Source organism: Gynurincola endophyticus (assembly GCF_003991195.1).
Taxonomy (GTDB): Bacteria; Bacteroidota; Bacteroidia; order Chitinophagales; family Chitinophagaceae; genus Gynurincola; species Gynurincola endophyticus.
In genome coordinates this window covers 63,489-83,072 of the sequence record NZ_RCWL01000009.1, presented here as the reverse complement: position 1 = coordinate 83,072, position 19,584 = coordinate 63,489, and the positions used below count along the sequence as shown (strand labels likewise).

Here is a 19,584-nt window from a genome sequence, read left to right as displayed (position 1 = left end):
CTTGCCGGTAAAGTCAAATAATAGAATATAAATTACTGATTATTAGACGATTTGGTAGTATCGGCAATATTTTGTATCTTATTAGAAGGGGATATCCATAAAACATCTTCGGGCATTCCTTTAATTCCCTCTTTCAGGTTAATGACCTTGTATCCGGCTTTTGTAAGTATATTAGACGCTTTAACGCTCCTGCCTCCGCTTTTACAATATACGACATAGGTAATTTCTTTTGACGGAAACTGTGCTTTAAAACGCTTTAAAAACTTCTTATGGTTAACATCCATACTAAGGGCAGATTTCAAATGACTCTCCGTGTATTCTTTGTCGGTACGTACATCAATTACCTGAAATACCGGTTCATTTGAAAAAAGACTGTCCAGTGCTTTTACCGAAACCGTTTTAAAAGCAGTAGTATCCTGTGCCTGAAGAAATAAGGTGCAGCAGAGCAGTACCGGTAACGACAAAAGAAATTTTATTTTCATTAAAAAGGTTTTAGAATAGAAATGTAGCAATAAAATGTAATAAATTCGGCCGGTTAGCTACTAATTAATCAAATTTTAAATGCTTATGGACACAGGTATACCCACAAAACGACTTTTTGCCGGTACAGGTTTTATTTTAATTTTAATCGCGGCCTTTTTATTGTTCTTTTTATGTTCTGAACGGATCGATGCAGGTCATGACGGTATTAAAGTAAAATTATATGGTACTGACCGTGGTGTACAGGATATTACTATTGTAACGGGTAGAGTTTGGTTCAATCCGTTTACAGAAGAAATTCATGAAGTACCGACTTATGTACAGACTGTCAATTACGACGCTTTTACAGTAAATGCGAAAGACGGTTCAGTATTCACAGTAGATCCTACCTTGTCATTAAAAGTGATAGACGGAGAAAGTGCAAGAATTTTCAAAAAGTATCGTAAGAAAATTCCGGAAATTTTAAAGTATACTTTATACAACCACATCAAAGATGTATACCGTATAGAATTCAATAAGTTTACCACTGATTCGATCATTTCTAACAGAGAATTGTTTGAGAATAATGTTCAGGCAAAAATGATAGATTTTTTAACAAAAGAAGGTTTTCAGTTAGAGCAGTTGACTTCAGGTATCAGTTATCCGACCAGTATAACAGATGCGATCAATGCTAAAAACTCTGCTATTCAAAAAGCACAGCAGGCTGAAAACGAGTTAAAGGTAGTGGAAGCACAGGCAAGAAAACTTATTGTTCAGGCAGAGGCTGAAGCCAAAGCGAATGAGTTAAAAAGATCATCACTAAATCCGTTACTGATTCAACAACAATTTATTGAGAAGTGGGATGGTAAAACACCATTATATGGTAACGCACCCACCTTCTTTAAAAATGTTCAATAATAAAAAAGCGGTAGAAAATTCTACCGCTTTTTTATTATTGCCGCCTGCCATCATTTGCAGAATCAATTGTGTTGTGTGATTGTTAAGTAATATCACTTATCAGTAAGTTTCAGGCATTGTTGTATATTCATTAAAATTTTCAGGCTATGAGAAAATTACTCATCACTTGCTGCTGTATACTCTCCACAATATATCTTTTTTCACAAGAGTATAAGCCATCTCCGGCTATCCGAGAAAGTCAGCAACAATTTTTAGATAATAAATTCGGTCTTTTCATACACTGGGGTTTATACAGTATTTTAGGTAACGGAGAGTGGGTCAGAACCAACAGAAGCATTCCCGAAAAAGAATATGACCGGTTAATGGATCAATTTAATCCATATAAATTTGATGCAAAATCCTGGGTGCGTTTAGCTAAGCAAACAGGTATGAAGTATATTACTTTTGTATCGCGTCACCACGATGGCTTTAGTATGTTTGATACAAAGTATAGTGATTTCAATATCATGAATACGCCTTATGGAAAAGATGTACTGAAAGAGCTAGCCATTGCCTGTAAGGAAGAAGGCATCAAACTCCACCTGTATTATTCCATTCTCGATTGGAAACATCCCGATTATCATTTTGAAACCGGCAAAACGGGGAAAGGGTTTGAAAGATATCAGTCTGGCAACTGGGATAATTACATCACTTTCATGAAAAATCAGATAACAGAATTATTGACCAATTATGGTGAAATAGGAGCTATCTGGTTAGATGGACACTGGGATCAGTTAGACAATGATTATAACAAAGATTTAAAGCCCAAGGTAGACTGGAAATACGAAGAAATTTATAGTCTGATTCATAAATTACAGCCGTCCTGCATGGTAGCAAACAATCACCATTTGAATCCTTTGCCGGGAGAAGATTTTCAGATTTTTGAAAAAGATTTACCGGGAGGAAACTCTACGGGATTCGGCGGACAGAAAGTATCCAGACTTCCACTTGAAATGTGCGAAACCATGAATACCAGTTGGGGATATAGTATTACCGATACTGCCTGGAAGTCTGTTCCCAAACTCAAAAAATTATTTCTACAATCATTGGCTAACGGTTCAAACATGCTATTAAATGTGGGGCCACTGGCAACAGGTGAAATACAGGAGCAGATTATCGAACGATTGAACGGTTTGGGGCAATGGATCAATCAATATGCAACAGCGATATATGGTACCCGTGCAGTCAATTATCCGATAAATGACGAGTTTGTATTATTGAAAAAAGATAGTAAAGTGTTTGTACACTTTATCGAACCTCCACTTAAAAAGTTCGTATTATACGTTCCTTATCAGATTAAAACAATAAAAAACCTTACCAATCAAAAAACGGTCAGGTTTGATAAAATAGAAAAAGATTACTATTTGCTGCATATCGACGACCAGGAAACGGCCGCGTTAGAATTGCAACTTTAAATATAGAAAGGAACTGAATTTGAAATCACCGGTAAATTTAGTTCCTTTGTAAAAATACCAGTTAGTATTTTTATGAAAAAAGCTGCTGCCACCCGATTACATATTTTACAAAAAGCCTTTGAACTGATTTACAATCAGGGTTATCAGACTACAAGTCTGGATGATATCCTTGCTACTACACAGGTTACAAAGGGCGCCTTCTACTATCATTTCAAGAATAAGGATGAAATGGGCATTGCAATTATTGAAGAAATGCTCAAACCGGTGATAACAAGTGGTTATATCGCTCCATTAGAAAAAGAAGCTAATCCGGTAGAGCTTATTTATGAAATGATGCAGCATTTATTATTAAAAAACGAATTTCTCAAAATAGAGCTGGGATGTCCGGCGGCTAATTTTGTACAGGAAATGGCTCCCTGGCATGAGCAGTTTAGTAAAGTATTATCAGAGCTAACGGCTACCTGGGAAAAAACGATTGCTGAAAGTTTGGAGAAGGGTAAAAGAAACGGTTATATTCAGAAAGATGTTAATAGCAAACAGGCTACCATTTTTATTCTCTCCGGTTATTGGGGTATCAGGAACCTTGGAAAACTGGAAAAAGATACGGCTATCTACAAAGCTTATCTGAAACAGCTCAAACACTATTTGAGTTCATTATCTACTGCCGGATAAATAATTTCCACTCAATTTATTGATCAGATCATCTCCCTGCCGGCAGATTGCGTATATAATAGTATATACCAACGCATGCAGGTATCTGGTATTGGCATTTTTATGCTTATATGATTCATTAAATTGTTTCTACAAATCAATGAATCACACTGGGGATAACGTGATAGCTCGTTAAATACCGCTATGAGGGATTGACAGGAGCTGAGCGGAATATAAGTCTACAGTATAAAGGGTACGTTATATAACATTATGAAGGTGGAGTTGGGAGTATAATGTTATTGTTATAATCCATTGAGAACATTTTCAAGAATCAATGGAAACTGCGTTTGCACGGGTTGTTTATACAACTCTGTCCGCAGGTACGATCATTTGTCAGCCTTCTGTGAAAGAAGTAAGATGAAATTCTTTTCATAGTCTTCTTAGATTTCCTTTTGTTGACTTCCCGCATAAAAGAAGAGTCATAAAAAAGTCATCATTTTTTAAAACATACCACTTGGTATGTTTTTTTTATATCTTTGACCCTTAAAACCCAGTTTCATGTATTCAATACTGCTATCGTTACATTCCGGTGTCAGATGGTTGGTCCTTATCTGTATTTTATATGCACTTTATCGTGCTTATACCGGTTATACGAAAAAAAGGGAGTTCAATCAAGCAGACAATGCCATCCGGCACTGGACAGCCACAATGGCCCATATACAAATGATAATCGGTATACTATTGTATGTTAAAAGTCCGGTGGTACAATATTTCTGGAAAAATGTGTCAGCAGCATCCCGGAATGGTCAGTATATCTTTTATGCTTTGATACATCTACTGCTCATGCTCACGGCAATTATTTTGCTCACCATCGGATCTGCAAAAGCCAAACGGGCTAATACAGCATACCGGAAATATAAAATTATACTGCTTTGGTTTAGTCTCGCTTTGCTGATCATCCTGGTTGCTATTCCATGGCCTTTTTCTCCATTATCAAACAGACCTTACTTCAGATAACATGACACTTATAAAAACAAAACTTGGCTGGTTACGCCTGATCGGATTACTGGAAGGGATTTCGTTACTACTCTTACTATTTATAGCTGTTCCGTTGAAATATTGGTGGAATATACCCGAAGGATCGAAGCTGATCGGTACAATTCATGGCGCTTTATTTCTCTTGTTCGTTATAAACACCCTTAGTGTAGGAGTAGAATACAACTGGAAATTCAGACAAACAACCTGGAAAGTATTGATTGCCTGTATGATTCCTTTTGGTACTTTTTATATAGACAGAAAAATACTAAGTAAAATGATTGATAAAGATCATTTAAATCAGTAATAGTAATATGTATATTTAAGGCCAGTTATAACTGGTAAACCTTAAATATTAAAAATAGAGATGGAGCGGCCCAATCAACTGACTACCATAAAGATCATTCATACTATTATCTGGATATTTTATAACATCGTCATTTTTTATATGTTATATGCGGTCATTACCAACAGTATTGACGGATACTTTTGGATAGGGTGTGGATTGGTAATGGTAGAAGGAATTGTATTATTATGCTTTAAATGGACATGCCCCTTATCTATTCTGGCTCGCCGGTATACAGATGATACCAATGACAATTTTGATATTTACCTTCCCAATTGGTTAGCCAGAAATACCAAAACGATTTATACCGGTTTATTTATTCTCATTGTTGCAATATTGTTCTATAGAATTTTCAGCTAAAAGAAGATAAGGAAAAAGGAGGCCGAAACCTCCTTTTGAATAACCATTATTTATATTCAATCACGAATTCTTCTTTTGGAATACGAACTTTTTTCATGCTAACTAACCAGTCGTTGTCATTGTCTCTGTAACCCAACGGTAATAGTAAAACACTCTTTAAACCTTTTGCCGGAAGATCTAACAGTTCATCTAACTGAGCATTATTGAATCCTTCCATTGGTGTGGTATCCACTTGTAATTCTGCGGCCTGAGCAATTGCTAAACCTAATCCGATATAAGCCTGACGAGCCGTGTGTACAAAATTTTCTTCATCAGACTGATTCAGATAGGCGTTTTTAAGTCTATCAGTATAAGCTGCAAATCTGCCTTTTGGCAATTCTCTTACATCAGTTGTATAATCATATACACCATCAATACGCTCTGCAGTATATTTATCCCATGCTGCAAAAACCAGCAGGTGGGAAGCATCGGCCACAATTTCTTGTCCTGACGCAATCGGAACGATTTGTTTTTTAATTTCAGGATCAGTAATCACGATTACACGAAACTGTTGTAAACCTGATGAAGTAGGAGCCAGGCGCGCGGCTTCTACAATTTTATCAACATGTTCCTGTGCTACTTTGCGGGTGGGATCGTATTTTTTTGTTGCGTATCTCCACTTCAACGAATCTAAAACTGCCATAACAAAAATTATATATTTTAATGAACGGGTTAACTAAAAAGAACCAGTAGCAAAGCAATCAATGCAGGTAAACCCTGCTTAACGAATATATTCTTAGATGCTGTAATGGCTCCGTAAATACCGGCAACCACTACACAGCTTAAGAAAAACAAAGCAATATTTTTTTGCCATTCGGGGTTTTCAATCAATAAAGACCAGATTAATCCAGCTGCCAGAAAACCATTGTACAAGCCCTGATTGGCCGCCAAACCTTTGGTAGGTTTGAATAATTCAGCCGGTAAACTTTTAAATGTTTTTTTACCCGCAGTTTCCCAGGCAAACATCTCTATCCATAAGATATAAAGATGTTCTAAAGCAACGATGGCCACGAAAATTTTAGCGATGATACCAATTGTACCTTCCATACAGTTAATTTATAGGATGAAGAATAATGAGTATTATAGCTCCTTCTTACGAAAAGCACACATTTGCCCCATTACACTCGCCAACATCTCCTTCAGCTGATCAAGGCTTTCCTGTGAAATTCCACTCATCTTCATCACTCTTTCAGGAATACCGGCCGCCATCTGCTCCATCACTGCACCTTTTTCTGTTAAGGCAATATGAACAACGCGTTCATCCGCACTACAACGGCACCTACTCACAATACCCTTCACTTCTAATCGTTTCAAAAGGGGAGTCAGCGTTCCGCTATCCAACTTTAACTTTTCACCAATTTGATTCACAGTCTGAGTTCCATCTTCCCATAATACCAGCAATACAAGGTACTGGGGATAAGTAATATCTAATACCTCCAGCTCGGTTCTATATAAACCAATGATTTCCCGCGACAAAGCGTAAATCGGAAAACAAACCTGATTGTCTAGTTTTAATTGCTCATTCATATGATCAAATACGTTTACTACACAAAGATAATAAGTTTATTCAAATTATATTGTGTACAATTTAATTTTAGAAAACATTAACGCTTATTCTTAAAATATTGATTATCAATAAATTTTAAAATCACCAAACAGTAGAAAAGGGTAGATTATTCTATTATAAAGGGAGACTCCTTTATTTATTTTTACATTAATCCTACTACACAGCCTGCAAACTATACTTCAATCATACATCATCAGGCAATAGATTGCTTTTCATGATTATTAGCAAAATGAAAATTCATAAATTTATCTGATAGCAGTTCTGAACTGCTCCTATTGTTCTTATAGATGATTATCGTTGTACGGTTATTCATCAGAGAATGATTCATACATTATCCTGTTTTTAATTCTCAAAAAATGATCAGAAAGACTAATTGTTGGATGATTGCCTTGCTAATGTTTACATTTATCAGCGGCAATGCACAAACTAATCAAAAGGCTATGGGCCAGCTTATCGACCGCCAATTCAAACTGGCACAAGAACAGTATTACTTACTGGCGAAAAATACACCTGCCGACAGAATGCCTAAAACCTTTTACCCTATAAAAGACAGTTCAGAAAGTAGTGATACAAAATGGTGGTGTAGCGGATTCTTTCCGGGCGCTCTTTTATATATTTACGAGTATACCAAAGATCCGGCTACTTTAAGTGAAGCCAAACGCAGGCTGGCGATACTTGAAAAAGAAAAACATTATACCGGTAATCATGATCTTGGTTTTATGATGTTTTGCAGTTTCGGAAATGCATATCGTATTCTCAAAGACCCTGCTTATAAACCTACTATTGATACAGCTGCCGCCTCTTTAATTACCAGATATAAACCTAACGCAAAAGTGATTCAATCATGGAATTCAGGTAATCGCTGGGTAGGCCCTGTTATTATTGATAACATGATGAATCTTGAACTACTGTTATGGGTAGCACAAAATGGTGGAGACAATAACCTGAAGCAGATTTCACTGAACCATGCAGATATTACCATTCAGAATCATTTCCGCAAAGATTATGGTACTTATCATGTTGTAGACTACAATATGAATACCGGAGAGGTGGTAAAAAAAGCCACCTGGCAAGGGGATGCAGATGAATCCACCTGGGCCAGAGGACAGGCATGGGCGTTATACGGATATACTATGATGTATCGCTTCACAAAAGACAATCGCTATCTCAATCAGGCCAAACAGATTGCCCAATTCATCTTAAAACATCCTTCACTACCCGCAGACAGAGTGCCTTACTGGGATTTTGACGCCAAAGATATTCCTAATGCCTTACGGGACGCATCCGCAGCTGCCATCATGGCCTCCGCTTTATTGGAACTGGGTCAGTATACCAATAAAAAAGAACGTGAACAGTATGTTTCCGAAGCCAGAACAATGCTGCAAACTTTATCAGGCAGTGAATACACAGCAAAACCGGGCACCAACGGCGGGTTCTTATTAAAACACAGCGTGGGCGCATTACCGCTTAAGTCGGAAATTGATGTTCCGCTTACTTATGCAGACTATTACTATTTAGAAGCCCTTTTAAGATATAAAAACTGGTATTTATAATTATGGAAAGAAGAAATTTTATCGGAACGTTTTCGTTCGCAGGACTATTTACGTTTCTCGCACCATCAAAAGTTATGGCCAGTGGAAACGATTCAGCTGTCAATGAAATCAATCAGACTAACGATCAGCGTGTTTATTGGTATAAACTACTATTGAAAATCGCATCACCAGTCGTAACAAATCTGGCAGAAGGAAAACTCAGGCAAAACATGGTGATGGTTCCTTCACCCACTTATGATAATCGCGGAATTGATGTCGGTTATCTGGAAGCTGTTGGACGCACCTATGCTGGTATTGCTCCCTGGTTAACACTTCCCGACGACAATACCGAAGAAGGTAAACAAAGAAAAAAATTCAGAGAGCAGGCTGTTAAAGGCCTCGATAGTTGTTTTGCTGCCGGCAGCCCTGACGCCTTATTGTTCGAAAAACAACATCAACCCATCGTTGATGCCGCCTATCTGGCCCAATCGTTTTTACGTGCCCCCGATGCTTTGTGGAAACCGTTAAAAGACAGTACCAAAAAATCAATCATCGCTTCTTTTAAGCGCTTAAGAGACAGAAAACCTTATAATAACAACTGGGTACTGTTTGCCTCCATTACAGAAGCTTTTATCTATTCTGTAGAAGGGCAATGTGATGAACCCCGCTTAACAGAAGGTATCACGAAAATAAAAGAATGGTATCGAGGTGATGGCTGGTATAGTGACGGGCCTAAGTTTTCTTTTGATTACTACAATTCCTATGTTATCCACCCGATGATGGTTGATACACTGGCAGTATTATTAAAACATGGTAAAGCCACTCAGGAAGAGTATGACCAGGCACTAAAAAGAATGCAACGATTCGGAGTAGGCCTGGAACGCATGATTTCTCCTGAAGGTACCTATCCGCCAATCGGTAGATCAATCATTTACAGAACAGGAAGTTTCCAGATTTTAAGTCAACTGGCTCTCATGCATAAATTGCCTGAAGGAATAAAACCTGCACAGGTTCGTGCAGCCCTCACGAAGGTAAAACATAATATGTATGAAGCTAAAGGTGTATTCGATAATAAAGGCTGGTTACAACTGGGCTTCGCCGGACATTACCCTGAACTGGCAGACTACTACAGCAATACCGGTAGTTTATATATGGCAACGCTTTCATTTCTTGCCCTGGGGCTACCTTCAACAGACCCTTTTTGGGCTGATCCTCCGGCAGACTGGACTGCTAAAAAAGCATGGAGCGGACAACAATTTCCGAAGGATTATCATGTGGACTATTAATATCCGAATAACTATATTTTATTACAAGTAATTAAGAGAGTAAAATCTGTGGTGGGTGTTTTTGCCCACCACATAAAAACATAACATTACTTCTCAATCGTTCTCATTGCTTTTTTTATAATGTACAAAGTAGCTTTGGTTGGATGTTGATGTTGCCATTTACTACAGAGTGCTGCTACAAATTCCGGTTGCGTTTTACTGGCATCGTTTAACCAGTTACCCACACTATCCTGCACATACCTGGAAGGGTCTGACTTTAAAGGATCAAGAATAATTAATGCAGGTTTGGGATCTTTTTTCAACGACTCTATATGTTCACACCATACGCCACGTGGCCTTGTAGACTCCGAAGCGAATCTTCTGACATTAGCGTCTTCATGAGTAGTCCAGCCGGATAATATCCCGATGCTTTGATCAATTTGGTTTGAAATAGAACCTCTCACCGCCATCCAGGCTATTTCTCTTACCCCGAAATGCGTGTCTGCTGCAAATGGCTGTATCTGATGTAACTTTTCTTCAAGTGTTAATCGATTATTACTCCCCACCATATAGGTGGCCCAGCAACGCACCAGATCGGCACTGTGTTTAAACAATAATGTAAAGAATTCTGTATCCTTCGCAGCCAATGATTGTTGCAAAAGACTTATACCTATCGCTTCATTAATCGTATTTACAGTTGGTTTCTTGAGTTCATCAATTGCATTGAGCGCTACGTTCAGATATCCGGTTCTGTCAAGCTGATTCATTAGATTTTTCAATAACAGGCGCTGATCAACCGCCAGCCATTCCACCAGATTTGCAGTTTCTATTTCGCCGGCATTGAGCTGCTTCATAATCACAGCGGGAATCTCTTTCGTTGACCGGGCACCTTTACGTTTTTCATTTACCATAAACAAAGTATAACTATCTGGTTAACAAAACAATCAAAAGAATGTTTGAAATTATAGCCAATTTATATTCAAGTCAATGTTCCAATACCGGGTACTAGTATAAGATTTGCAGTAACTTTAATTAGAAAGATTACTAAAATGTTTACAATCGATCAAATAAAAGAAGCCCACAGTAAAGTTAAGTCAGGAGCAGATTTCCCGGCTTATATCAGAGAATTGAAAGCGTTAGGAGTTGTACATTATGAGACATTTGTAAATAACGGTCATACTGATTATTTCGGTTTTTATGATTATACTGCCTCCAGCGATGGTATGTATCCAGACCTTGTTATTGCCGTACTCACTAATGCAGCACAATTTAAAGATGACCTGAAAGCACATCAACAGGGGCAAACTGATTACATGACTTTTTGTAATGATTGTGCAAAATCAGGTATACTGAAATGGGTGGTATCTATTGAAAAAATGACCTGCACCTATTATGATCAGGAGCACCATGAAGTTTTAGTAGAAATCATACCCCAGGAATAGGACAGTAGTAACAGCAATTATTTATTAGCAATCATACATGAAACATAATCTCTCCTTAACTTCTTACTTCTAAATGCTTTTTTTGTTCAGTATGGATAGGTATTTATCAATATAAAACTGTTTTTCTTTTGATTTATACTGCTGAATAAACCTCGGATGCTCCAGTATTGTCAGCCTGTCAAACAAATTAGCTTCTTTATTCAGTTTCTGAATAAAACTTTCGTTTTTCTTTCCTAAAATAAATACTTCACTTGTGTCTAAACCCAGGCTGATATGCTTCTTTAATGAATCGATCATAAAATCTTTCACCATTTCAAAAAGCAACGGATCATCATAATAATTTGCATTCAGCCATTTGCCGTCTTTAGACGCACGAATAATGGCTAAAGGAAAAGGCGAATTAATGTAAAAATGATGATAAAATTTTTCAGCTCCGCCGTATTGTTCTATCATATCATACATAAATACGGAAGATATTTCATGCGTATGGGCAGACTCCATCCTGATGCCGCAAGCACTTTCTAATCGTTTGGTATCTGTAAAAGGAACGCCTGTTACACCAGCTCCATGACGACTGGGATTAATACCTACGATAAATTTTCTTTCTTTTGAATCATCATAAAATTTATGGTAGAACTGCTGCATTACTTTCATTGTTTCCGGATTATCCAGGTAAGGGTTCATTACCTGAAAACCCTCCGGAAGGTCTCCGGAATATTTTAATTGACGATTGAAATGAATTACTTTATCTGCAAAGGTTTTTGACATGCTAACAAGTTTAAACCATTAAGGAATTAAGAAGCTCCTGCCGCTTCGCTTTGGCTTATTCTATCTTATGATCACCATTTTAACATGAAGAGAATGAAGTTGAAAAGCGAATGAAGAATTCAAGCCATCACTGAACAATCAGCATATTTGTTGCTGAATTAACAAAGTTACGTCCTCTTCATTTCTTCATTTCCTTCATGTTTCAAATTACATTCTCAAATATTGGAGCAATTATGGTTATGAAAGATATTTTTGTAACAGGTTTAATTCCTTAATGGTAAAAATTTTTTAATGAATGAATAAATTTACTAATAATTTAATGCCAATCCTACACCGAATCCCATATCACTATCATAATGGGTACGTGCACGCATAAATCGATTGAATATATAATTTAGTTCAACCATATACTCTTTATCCGTATTGAGCATGAAACCGGCCCGTAAACGTTTTGACACCGGAATATCTTCGCGCATTAACGATAGTCGTACGATACCATCGTGGTATACTTCAGCCTGAAAATTGACCAGCATTGGAAGCGTGTACATGAACCCGAGGCTCACGGCCGACCGGCTGTCTTTTTTATTTTGCTGACCGAAAATATTCTTCTCGTGTTCATCTATTCCCATTTTTCTATACCGCCAATCAAACCCTACAAAAACCATCAGCCATTGCATTCTGTTCAGGTATCTTCCGATATGTGTTTCGGTTTCATAGCCATGCATACTGTTATATCCCAGACGCCATTCCGTACCGATACTCCAACGTGTGTTCTGCAACATCACTGACCCGTCATTACCATTGGTAGCAAAATCATTCTGCGCCATAAAATGGAACATGCGATCGTCTGCAAAAAGTTTTCGTTGCGCATACTTAGGATCTGGTATCAATGGGTTTGGGGATTGATTTTCATAAGTAAAAATCCGGCCCATTCCGCTCATCATATGATAAAGAATATGACAGTGAAAGAACCAGTCACCTTCTACATTCGCAGCAAATTCAAGCGTGTCTGTTTCCATGGGCATAATGTCAATCACATTCTTTAGCGGTGCATAATCACCTTGTCCGTTTAATACCCTGAAATCATGTCCGTGCAAGTGCATCGGATGCCGCATCATAGAATTATTATACAAAATTATCCGCACGGTTTCTCCTTTCTTTATCAGAATTTTATCTGCTTCCGATACAACTTTATTATCTATGCTCCATACATACCTGTTCATATTTCCTGTTAATTCGAAACGGAGTTCTTTTACAGCAGCATCCGGTGATAAACTTGTATTTTCAGGAGATTTTAACATGGCATAGTTCAGCGTAACGATATCAGACAATGCGTTTGCGTTGTATTGATTTTCTCCATGGCCGGTATGACTACGATGGCCTGAAGCAGACGACTTTTTATCTCCGGTTATTTCAGGATACATCACCACATTCATATCCATCTGATTGAGCGACATCTTCATACCCATATCATCCAGGTCACCGTTCATCTTCATCATACCATTCATCATCTTCATACCTTCAAAATATTTAAGGCGTGGTAAGCGGTCTGATAATTGCCGGATACCCTCGCCCAGATAAAGCGAAGCAGATTGAGTACGGTCTTCAGATGTAGCCAGCAATTCATACGAAATTCTATTTTCAGGGATAGTAAGTATGATATCATAAGTTTCTGAAACGGCAATCAGCAGACGGTCAACCTCTACCGGCTCCACATCATTGCCATCGTTGGCCACTACGGTTATTTTACCACCGGCATAAGTAAGCCAGAAGTAAGTAGAAGCACCACCATTCGAAATTTGCAGGCGTATTTTATCACCGGCTTTGAATTGCGTCAATTGTTCATTCGTCGTTCCGTTCATCATCACCTTTTCATAATAAACATCACTTACATCCATTGCCAGCATCCGTTTCCATTCATTTTTCAGCTTGGTGTTGAAATGCTTTTCACGTATTGCTTCAGCATAACTCTGAGTAGCTCCTTTCTTTATAGCAAACCAGTCATTGGCATTGTGCAATATCCGGTGTACGTTATCGGGGTTGATATTTGTCCATTCACTCAAAATAACCGGTACCGTCGGTAAATCGTCTATGCCTCTTCTAAAAGTGGGATCATTTTGTTTCTTTTTAAAAATCATTGATCCATACATGCCGATTTGTTCCTGTAAACCGGAATGGCTATGATACCAGTGGGTTCCGTTTTGTATAACGGGAAAACGATACTGATGTGTAGTACCCGGTTCAATCGGCATCTGAGTAAGATAAGGAACGCCATCTTCCTGATTCGGCAGAAATACCCCATGCCAATGCAAAGAAGTACTCTCCTTTAATTCGTTGTGTACATAGATTTCAGCAGTGTCACCTTGCGTAAAAGTAAGGGTAGGCATGGGAATTTGCCCGTTCACAGCAATCGCTCTTTTAACTTTACCGGCATAATTAACCAGCGTATCTTTCACGTACAGGTCGTACCGAACTACTTTTTGAGCAAATGACAGTTGTGTTATGATCAGAAAAAGTACTAACGACAGCACTTTTTTTGAAGAAATATTTTGTATATCCATTTGAATAACTTCATTTATAAGATGTATTAAGTTTAAAAATCAACCGGTAAAGCTATTGTTGAATAGTTTCAACTGTTTTGCCACAAGTGAGCATTTGTGCACCGTAATAAGGGTTTTTAATGGTGTTTTCTTTGCTCAGCCAGTTGGCTCCTTTACCATTATTGAACATCGGGCAATGCTGGTAATAAACAGTAACTTTAAACTTTGTAATCTTTAGAAGTTCATAAATATTCTTTGATAAGGAAGTAAAATGGTCACGTTGATGGCCAACGTCTTTTGTGTCGCCAATATGTTCAGCATCGAAGGAAATATCTTTCATCACCTTCATAAATACTTCATGTTCATTTTCAGCCAGTGCACTCATTTTAATGCTGTTCACAGCAGCATCAAGGTCTTTTGCTTTTGCAGAGGCAGTACTTTCATCAGCTTTTACCAATGCATCTTTAACAGCGAAATATTCTTCAAACACTTTGTATAAAGGATTTACCTGTTGCAAAGGCGATTCACCCTTTGTATGGACGCTGTGACTTTCGCCTGGTTTCATCGATTGATGAGAAGCTGTTTTATTCACTCTTTCGTAACGGCAACAATCAGGTAGGGAAGCATAACTTTTATCGGGAGCAAGATATACATCACTATCATATCCGGCAATAGCAATCCGTTTCAGAATATCATCAGAGGAAGTAATTGTACTGTCGAAAATAACTGTTGCCAGTTTTGAATCTTTATCCCAGTTTACTGAAGCCTGTTTCTTAATATTTCCGGCTTTTTCGATTGTATTTTCACAAATTTCACAATTGCCATATATTTTAACTGTGGCAGTAGCTGCATTTCTAATTTGAGCAGTAATGGTAGAAGTACATAATAATAGTACTGCTATCAATATATTGATTGATTTCATTGTATAGAAGTTAATAATGTTGACAATAAATGTATTAAAAGCAACAATTTGCTTTCTGATAAGACATACCTATGGCTATCAGGTATAGAGGTTAGCTTATTTTAGGCGGTAACCAGATGAAGTGAAAACCAGATAATATATAACTTCTTACATCAGGAAAAGATAAATAAACGGTAGTAAATCCGGGGTATTGATCAGTGCGGTTTGTTATAAAAGCCACGGGGGGTTTAGCCGGCGTACAATGACAGGAGCTATGTTGCATTTCTCCGCTACAACTGTTTTTCTGTGTATGGATGTCCTGCTTTTCACAAGCACATTCTTCTGCAGAGTCACAACACGACTTCGCTGAAATAGCTGCCTGGGTATCACAGGCAAAAGTATCATTCGGCATCAAAAAGAAGCCAAATGTAACCAGCAATAATATGATGAAACGCTTAGACATACACCTAACTATAAAGATACGAATCTCCGAAATAATGAATACCGGATTAGCATTTCTTTGACATTTGGGGCAGGAAGAGCTAAAAAAGCTGGTATGAGGTAGCTTTCCGCCACTCATACCAACATGCTTATTTATATTTTCTTTCGTGATGCTATAATTGTTTGAAGCACCACAGAAGCCATTACAAAAAATAGTCCTATATAAAAGGAGGTATTTACCTCTTTGCTTTCACCAAAGAACAGAAAAGCGAGTATGATGGCATAAATCGGTTCAAGGTTAAAACTCAGATTTACGGTAAATGCAGATAACTTTCTGAGTACCTCATTAAAAATGACATACAATCCTACAGTACAGAAAAGTGCCAGTAAAATCAGGTAAAAAGTGTCTCTCCAACCCGGAACCAGTTGTTCAACCGGGAAATAATAGAGATAAACCGGAAGAAGCAAGCCTAATCCGACCGTACCGCCAATCATCTGATAATAATTGATCACTTTACTATCGTATTGTTTTACCAATCTGCCACTGTAAATTGTATAGAGCGCGGCAAATGCAGACGAAATGGTACCGAGAATGATTCCTGATTGATAAGAGGTATCGAAATGAAAGATCAGGCTGATACCCACCAATGTTAAAGCACTCAACAGTAATTCAGATATTTTAAAGCGTTGCCGATCTATCGCCGGCTGAAAAATAGCAGTAAAGAAACTGGTTAAACAGTAACAAACCACTCCGATTGATATATTGGAATATTTAATACTCGCATAAAAAAATACCCAGTGGATCGTTATCAGCATCCCCACTTTGGCAATATTCAGTTTCTCTTTAAAAGCAATAGTACGGGGTACCTTTAAAAGAGTAAGAATAACAAATAAAATAACTGCGGAAAAGAAAACCCTATACCAAACCAGTAAACCTTCGTTCAAAGAAATGAGCTTACCGAAAACACCGGTAAATCCGGCCAGTATTACAGCAATGTGTAATAATAAGTATGATTTTTTCATAACACTACATAGCTATCCCGCCCATACAGGCAAGTATTTGACTTAATAAATTGATTGAGTTGAAAGCATAGCAAAGAACCGGGGTGAGAGACCGGATCTATACTTCCCATAAATGTGTGAGAAATATTAAGGCAGTGGAGGCGAAATAGATTTCCTTGCGTTCATATTCTTGTGTTATGATTTCAAATATATAAAATAATTAAAACATAAAGAAATTAACGAATTGCAAAGAGCAGGCTTCATTTTTAAATAGCCGGAACAACCATCCCAAATGCAATTACATAGACTCTTCTACCGTATAATTCACGAATTTGTTAAAGGGTAAAAGAATCTTTAGTCTTTCGGCACTACGTTTAACAATGTCTTTTCCGGTGAAAAAAGTGTCCGGAACAACGCTGAAAGGCAGGTAGAGTTTATATTTCAACCAATCTGCGTATTCGAAATCAGCCGGGTAGGGGGAAGGTACTTTCTTAAAGCTTTCTCCGTACATGGAATAATTACCGGCAAAATCGGGGTGTTCAACAATTCCGCGAAACTCTTCAATGTTGTAATAGATATCATTTCTTAATGCCTTGGCCAGCTTGGGATCCATCATTCCCATACCACCGGCAAAAAATGATTGCCCGGGTTGAAGTTGTACATAATAACAAGACCTGAAACTTTTTTTACCGCCGCTTTTGATGATAGCACTCATATAGTTTTTATAAGGTGTTTTATCGAGCGAAAAGCGAATGTCGCGGTAAATGCGGTAAACAGCTTCCTGTGGAGTAACCATGCTCATTTCCGGGTCAAATTCACTGATAGAGTTGATCAGCTCCTGTATATAAACATCAAACTGCTCCTTAATGGCAAGATAGCGGTCTTTATGATCATTAAACCATTCGCGGTTATTATTAGCATCGAGGTCTTTTAAGAAGCTGAAGATTTCTTTCATAAACAGATGAAATTCGAAATAGTGAAGAATCAGAATGCGAAGATACAATTAAAAAAATGGAACAAATATAGACAGGTGAATGTAGAGCCCTTATCGTTTTAATATACAGGTCATAATTAAGCGGACTGGTTATTTCCGGTTTCTTCCCGCAATCTTTTAACTTCCCGTTGCAGGTATTGAACCCGTTTTAGTAAATGATTTATAGCTTCTATTCCAGGTATATTAATTTCAAGATCATAGTGCATACGCGTGTATTTTTCAAGATCAGGCAACTGGTCATAAGTAATAAATGATTCCTTTTCTGTATAACCAACTTCAATCAAACCATAGTCGTTCAGTTGTTGAACAAAAGAGGCTTCTATACTGTAAAACGTACAGTATTCTTCTACAGATATTCTATTTGAATTTTCCATAAGTTCTATTTTTCTTTAGATAACTCTTTAAACAGCTCTCGTTCTTTTTCACTAAGGTTAGTAGGTATTTGTATTTCGTAAGTGATATAAAGATCTCCAAACGTATCTTCCATTTTATAAACAGGAAATCCTTTTCCTTTAATACGCACTTTTGTGCCGTTTTGTGTTTCCGGATTAATTTTTAGTTTTACTTTTCCTGACAAGGTATCAATTACTTCCTCACCGCCTAAAATTGCCTTGTATAAATCAAGAGGAACATTTTTATAAAGGTCATTCCCTTTACGGGTAAAGGAAGTATCATTCTTCACCTCAAATGTAATATAAAGATCACCGTTTGGACCACCGTTTACCCCCGGAGCACCATAACCGGAAAGTTTAATTTCCTGTCCGTTTTCAATACCTGCCGCCAGCGTTATACGGATATTCTTTCCATTGATCATAAACACTCTTTGATGGGTTTTATAAACTTCCGATAAATTCACTTGTAGCGAGGCGCGTAAATCCTGTCCTTTAAATCTGGTCTGGCGCCCACTGCCACGATTACCGAACATGGAGGCAAAGAAATCGGAGAATCCGCCATCCTCCTCCGTACCATAGTTGTGATGCGCTTCACTGAAAGAACCATTCTCGAACGGGTTACGCCCGCCATAAGAGCCGGCCCCCTGTTGTTTACGGGCATTTTCAAACTGGTCAGCATGTTTCCAGTCATTACCGTACTGATCATATTTTTTTCTTTTTTCGGGATCACTCAGTACTTCATTCGCTTCATTAATCTGCTGAAACAATTTATCCGCCTCTGGGTTATCCGCATTTAAATCAGGATGATGTTGACGGGCTAATTTTCGATAAGCTTTCTTGATTTCATCTGCTGTGGCATTTTTTGCGACGCCAAGTATTTTATAGTAATCAATATAATCCATTCTAAACAATTTCTTATTTGTATACACAATTTTTAAGCCACTGAAATGGCGTTATGAGTGATCATATATCAACTGGTTTCGGCATACCATTTTCGGCTTTAGATAGTATACTTACTTTTATAATGTGTAGGACTTTTTGAACAAAAAAAGTGATATCCCGATTCCCATAATAACATTTTAGCCGGGTATTCATAGGATGTAAGCATGAGCATGCTCTTTGCAGTATCATTTATACAAGAACACTTATTAAGTGTTTTATTTCATAACTGTAAGAAAATCAGTCCATGTCAGGATATCTACCAGCGGTGCGGGTAATTTACGGGCTTAATCGTAACATTTGTTAAACGAAAAATCTTTTTATGGCCACCAAATTCAAAGTAGGAGATCGGGTAAGCTGGAACTCCGAAGCTGGAAGGGTTTCGGGAACCATCATAAAAATACATACCCAGGACTTTGATTATAAGGGATACACGCATCATGCTACGAAAGAAGACCCGCAATATGAAATTAAAAGCAGTAAAACAGGCCATATAGCAGCACATAAAGGAACTGCGCTTACCAAACTGTAGCAGTTCA

Annotated in this window: 23 protein-coding genes; 10 read left to right on the top strand and 13 right to left on the bottom strand. The window is 37.7% G+C overall.

Translation table 11 applies throughout. The annotated features are described in order from the left end of the window. Window positions 1-32: 32 nt before the first annotated feature. A complete protein-coding gene (locus D9O48_RS15560; RefSeq protein ID WP_126973908.1) occupies window positions 33-482 on the bottom strand; it encodes a rhodanese-like domain-containing protein in 450 nt (149 codons plus the stop codon). Between the two features lie 85 nt (window positions 483-567). Here D9O48_RS15560 and D9O48_RS15555 point away from each other — a divergent pair, with 85 nt between their 5' ends. From D9O48_RS15555 to D9O48_RS15530, 6 genes are all read left to right on the top strand, one after another. Next, complete coding sequence (locus D9O48_RS15555; RefSeq protein WP_158624909.1) at window positions 568-1,377, top strand: SPFH domain-containing protein; 810 nt, start codon at window positions 568-570, stop codon at window positions 1,375-1,377. Between the two features lie 146 nt (window positions 1,378-1,523). After that, the gene (locus D9O48_RS15550; RefSeq protein WP_126973906.1) at window positions 1,524-2,831 is read left to right on the top strand and encodes an alpha-L-fucosidase; all 1,308 of its coding nucleotides are present in this window, start codon (window positions 1,524-1,526) and stop codon (window positions 2,829-2,831) included. 72 nt (window positions 2,832-2,903) lie between these two features. Next, complete coding sequence (locus tag D9O48_RS15545; protein WP_126973905.1) at window positions 2,904-3,503, top strand: TetR/AcrR family transcriptional regulator; 600 nt, start codon at window positions 2,904-2,906, stop codon at window positions 3,501-3,503. A 537-nt stretch (window positions 3,504-4,040) separates the two neighbouring features. Further along, window positions 4,041-4,499 carry a hypothetical protein gene (locus D9O48_RS15540; protein WP_126973904.1) on the top strand — a complete coding sequence of 153 codons (459 nt, stop codon included), beginning with the start codon at window positions 4,041-4,043 and terminating at the stop codon, window positions 4,497-4,499. Window position 4,500: 1 nt separating this feature from the next. After that, window positions 4,501-4,824, top strand: coding sequence for a DUF3817 domain-containing protein (locus tag D9O48_RS15535; protein ID WP_126973903.1), 324 nt, complete (start codon window positions 4,501-4,503; stop codon window positions 4,822-4,824). Between the two features lie 60 nt (window positions 4,825-4,884). Beyond that, window positions 4,885-5,223: a hypothetical protein gene (locus D9O48_RS15530; RefSeq protein WP_126973902.1), complete on the top strand. Its 339-nt coding sequence runs from the start codon at window positions 4,885-4,887 to the stop codon at window positions 5,221-5,223. A gap of 46 nt (window positions 5,224-5,269) precedes the next feature. On the opposite strand, the gene D9O48_RS15525 is transcribed toward D9O48_RS15530, so the two are convergent. The 3 genes from D9O48_RS15525 to D9O48_RS15515 are packed head-to-tail and all read right to left on the bottom strand — an operon-like array spanning window position 5,270 to window position 6,789. Next, a complete protein-coding gene (locus tag D9O48_RS15525) occupies window positions 5,270-5,905 on the bottom strand; it encodes an NAD(P)H-dependent oxidoreductase (protein WP_126973901.1) in 636 nt (211 codons plus the stop codon). 29 nt (window positions 5,906-5,934) lie between these two features. Continuing rightward, window positions 5,935-6,309 (bottom strand): DUF1304 domain-containing protein, encoded by a 375-nt coding sequence (locus D9O48_RS15520; RefSeq protein ID WP_233589259.1) that lies wholly within the window; start codon window positions 6,307-6,309, stop codon window positions 5,935-5,937. A gap of 33 nt (window positions 6,310-6,342) precedes the next feature. Then, complete coding sequence (locus D9O48_RS15515; protein WP_126973900.1) at window positions 6,343-6,789, bottom strand: MarR family winged helix-turn-helix transcriptional regulator; 447 nt, start codon at window positions 6,787-6,789, stop codon at window positions 6,343-6,345. Between the two features lie 396 nt (window positions 6,790-7,185). Here D9O48_RS15515 and D9O48_RS15510 point away from each other — a divergent pair, with 396 nt between their 5' ends. Beyond that, window positions 7,186-8,382: a glycoside hydrolase family 88 protein gene (locus D9O48_RS15510; protein WP_233589258.1), complete on the top strand. Its 1,197-nt coding sequence runs from the start codon at window positions 7,186-7,188 to the stop codon at window positions 8,380-8,382. 2 nt (window positions 8,383-8,384) lie between these two features. After that, complete coding sequence (locus tag D9O48_RS15505) at window positions 8,385-9,647, top strand: DUF2264 domain-containing protein (RefSeq protein WP_126973899.1); 1,263 nt, start codon at window positions 8,385-8,387, stop codon at window positions 9,645-9,647. An 86-nt stretch (window positions 9,648-9,733) separates the two neighbouring features. Here the strand turns inward: D9O48_RS15505 and D9O48_RS15500 are convergent, their stop codons facing one another. Beyond that, window positions 9,734-10,537 (bottom strand): DNA alkylation repair protein, encoded by an 804-nt coding sequence (locus D9O48_RS15500; RefSeq protein ID WP_126973898.1) that lies wholly within the window; start codon window positions 10,535-10,537, stop codon window positions 9,734-9,736. Between the two features lie 138 nt (window positions 10,538-10,675). Here D9O48_RS15500 and D9O48_RS15495 point away from each other — a divergent pair, with 138 nt between their 5' ends. Then, a complete protein-coding gene (locus D9O48_RS15495; RefSeq protein WP_126973897.1) occupies window positions 10,676-11,068 on the top strand; it encodes a DUF1398 domain-containing protein in 393 nt (130 codons plus the stop codon). 69 nt (window positions 11,069-11,137) lie between these two features. On the opposite strand, the gene D9O48_RS15490 is transcribed toward D9O48_RS15495, so the two are convergent. From D9O48_RS15490 to D9O48_RS15455, 8 genes are all read right to left on the bottom strand, one after another. Continuing rightward, window positions 11,138-11,836, bottom strand: coding sequence for an SMUG2 DNA glycosylase family protein (locus tag D9O48_RS15490; protein WP_126973896.1), 699 nt, complete (start codon window positions 11,834-11,836; stop codon window positions 11,138-11,140). Window positions 11,837-12,144: 308 nt separating this feature from the next. Then, a complete protein-coding gene (locus tag D9O48_RS15485; protein ID WP_126973895.1) occupies window positions 12,145-14,397 on the bottom strand; it encodes a multicopper oxidase domain-containing protein in 2,253 nt (750 codons plus the stop codon). Between the two features lie 52 nt (window positions 14,398-14,449). Then, a complete protein-coding gene (locus D9O48_RS15480) occupies window positions 14,450-15,298 on the bottom strand; it encodes a DUF3347 domain-containing protein (RefSeq protein ID WP_126973894.1) in 849 nt (282 codons plus the stop codon). A 91-nt stretch (window positions 15,299-15,389) separates the two neighbouring features. Then, window positions 15,390-15,740, bottom strand: a complete 351-nt coding sequence (locus tag D9O48_RS15475) for a hypothetical protein (RefSeq protein ID WP_126973893.1) — start codon at window positions 15,738-15,740, stop codon at window positions 15,390-15,392. A gap of 131 nt (window positions 15,741-15,871) precedes the next feature. Further along, a complete protein-coding gene (locus tag D9O48_RS15470) occupies window positions 15,872-16,741 on the bottom strand; it encodes a DMT family transporter (RefSeq protein ID WP_126973892.1) in 870 nt (289 codons plus the stop codon). A 277-nt stretch (window positions 16,742-17,018) separates the two neighbouring features. Then, window positions 17,019-17,675: a DUF2461 domain-containing protein gene (locus D9O48_RS15465; protein ID WP_126973891.1), complete on the bottom strand. Its 657-nt coding sequence runs from the start codon at window positions 17,673-17,675 to the stop codon at window positions 17,019-17,021. A gap of 116 nt (window positions 17,676-17,791) precedes the next feature. Continuing rightward, window positions 17,792-18,088: a chaperone modulator CbpM gene (locus D9O48_RS15460; RefSeq protein WP_126973890.1), complete on the bottom strand. Its 297-nt coding sequence runs from the start codon at window positions 18,086-18,088 to the stop codon at window positions 17,792-17,794. A 5-nt stretch (window positions 18,089-18,093) separates the two neighbouring features. Further along, the gene (locus tag D9O48_RS15455) at window positions 18,094-19,008 is read right to left on the bottom strand and encodes a DnaJ C-terminal domain-containing protein (RefSeq protein WP_126973889.1); all 915 of its coding nucleotides are present in this window, start codon (window positions 19,006-19,008) and stop codon (window positions 18,094-18,096) included. A gap of 359 nt (window positions 19,009-19,367) precedes the next feature. On the opposite strand from D9O48_RS15455, the gene D9O48_RS15450 reads away from it, so the two are divergent. Next, window positions 19,368-19,577 carry a hypervirulence associated TUDOR domain-containing protein gene (locus D9O48_RS15450; protein ID WP_126973888.1) on the top strand — a complete coding sequence of 70 codons (210 nt, stop codon included), beginning with the start codon at window positions 19,368-19,370 and terminating at the stop codon, window positions 19,575-19,577. Window positions 19,578-19,584: the final 7 nt, after the last annotated feature.

Coding starts and splice junctions, on each gene's coding strand:
- D9O48_RS15525 (WP_126973901.1), bottom strand. CDS start 5,905: ATGGCAGTTTTAGATTCGTTGAAGTGGAGATACGCAACAAAAAAATAC.
- D9O48_RS15495 (WP_126973897.1), top strand. CDS start 10,676: ATGTTTACAATCGATCAAATAAAAGAAGCCCACAGTAAAGTTAAGTCA.
- D9O48_RS15560 (WP_126973908.1), bottom strand. CDS start 482: ATGAAAATAAAATTTCTTTTGTCGTTACCGGTACTGCTCTGCTGCACC.
- D9O48_RS15510 (WP_233589258.1), top strand. CDS start 7,186: ATGATCAGAAAGACTAATTGTTGGATGATTGCCTTGCTAATGTTTACA.
- D9O48_RS15450 (WP_126973888.1), top strand. CDS start 19,368: ATGGCCACCAAATTCAAAGTAGGAGATCGGGTAAGCTGGAACTCCGAA.
- D9O48_RS15515 (WP_126973900.1), bottom strand. CDS start 6,789: ATGAATGAGCAATTAAAACTAGACAATCAGGTTTGTTTTCCGATTTAC.
- D9O48_RS15505 (WP_126973899.1), top strand. CDS start 8,385: ATGGAAAGAAGAAATTTTATCGGAACGTTTTCGTTCGCAGGACTATTT.
- D9O48_RS15535 (WP_126973903.1), top strand. CDS start 4,501: ATGACACTTATAAAAACAAAACTTGGCTGGTTACGCCTGATCGGATTA.
- D9O48_RS15540 (WP_126973904.1), top strand. CDS start 4,041: ATGTATTCAATACTGCTATCGTTACATTCCGGTGTCAGATGGTTGGTC.
- D9O48_RS15555 (WP_158624909.1), top strand. CDS start 568: ATGGACACAGGTATACCCACAAAACGACTTTTTGCCGGTACAGGTTTT.
- D9O48_RS15475 (WP_126973893.1), bottom strand. CDS start 15,740: ATGTCTAAGCGTTTCATCATATTATTGCTGGTTACATTTGGCTTCTTT.
- D9O48_RS15460 (WP_126973890.1), bottom strand. CDS start 18,088: ATGGAAAATTCAAATAGAATATCTGTAGAAGAATACTGTACGTTTTAC.
- D9O48_RS15480 (WP_126973894.1), bottom strand. CDS start 15,298: ATGAAATCAATCAATATATTGATAGCAGTACTATTATTATGTACTTCT.
- D9O48_RS15470 (WP_126973892.1), bottom strand. CDS start 16,741: ATGAAAAAATCATACTTATTATTACACATTGCTGTAATACTGGCCGGA.
- D9O48_RS15500 (WP_126973898.1), bottom strand. CDS start 10,537: ATGGTAAATGAAAAACGTAAAGGTGCCCGGTCAACGAAAGAGATTCCC.
- D9O48_RS15550 (WP_126973906.1), top strand. CDS start 1,524: ATGAGAAAATTACTCATCACTTGCTGCTGTATACTCTCCACAATATAT.
- D9O48_RS15490 (WP_126973896.1), bottom strand. CDS start 11,836: ATGTCAAAAACCTTTGCAGATAAAGTAATTCATTTCAATCGTCAATTA.
- D9O48_RS15485 (WP_126973895.1), bottom strand. CDS start 14,397: ATGGATATACAAAATATTTCTTCAAAAAAAGTGCTGTCGTTAGTACTT.
- D9O48_RS15465 (WP_126973891.1), bottom strand. CDS start 17,675: ATGAAAGAAATCTTCAGCTTCTTAAAAGACCTCGATGCTAATAATAAC.
- D9O48_RS15520 (WP_233589259.1), bottom strand. CDS start 6,309: ATGGAAGGTACAATTGGTATCATCGCTAAAATTTTCGTGGCCATCGTT.
- D9O48_RS15530 (WP_126973902.1), top strand. CDS start 4,885: ATGGAGCGGCCCAATCAACTGACTACCATAAAGATCATTCATACTATT.
- D9O48_RS15545 (WP_126973905.1), top strand. CDS start 2,904: ATGAAAAAAGCTGCTGCCACCCGATTACATATTTTACAAAAAGCCTTT.
- D9O48_RS15455 (WP_126973889.1), bottom strand. CDS start 19,008: ATGGATTATATTGATTACTATAAAATACTTGGCGTCGCAAAAAATGCC.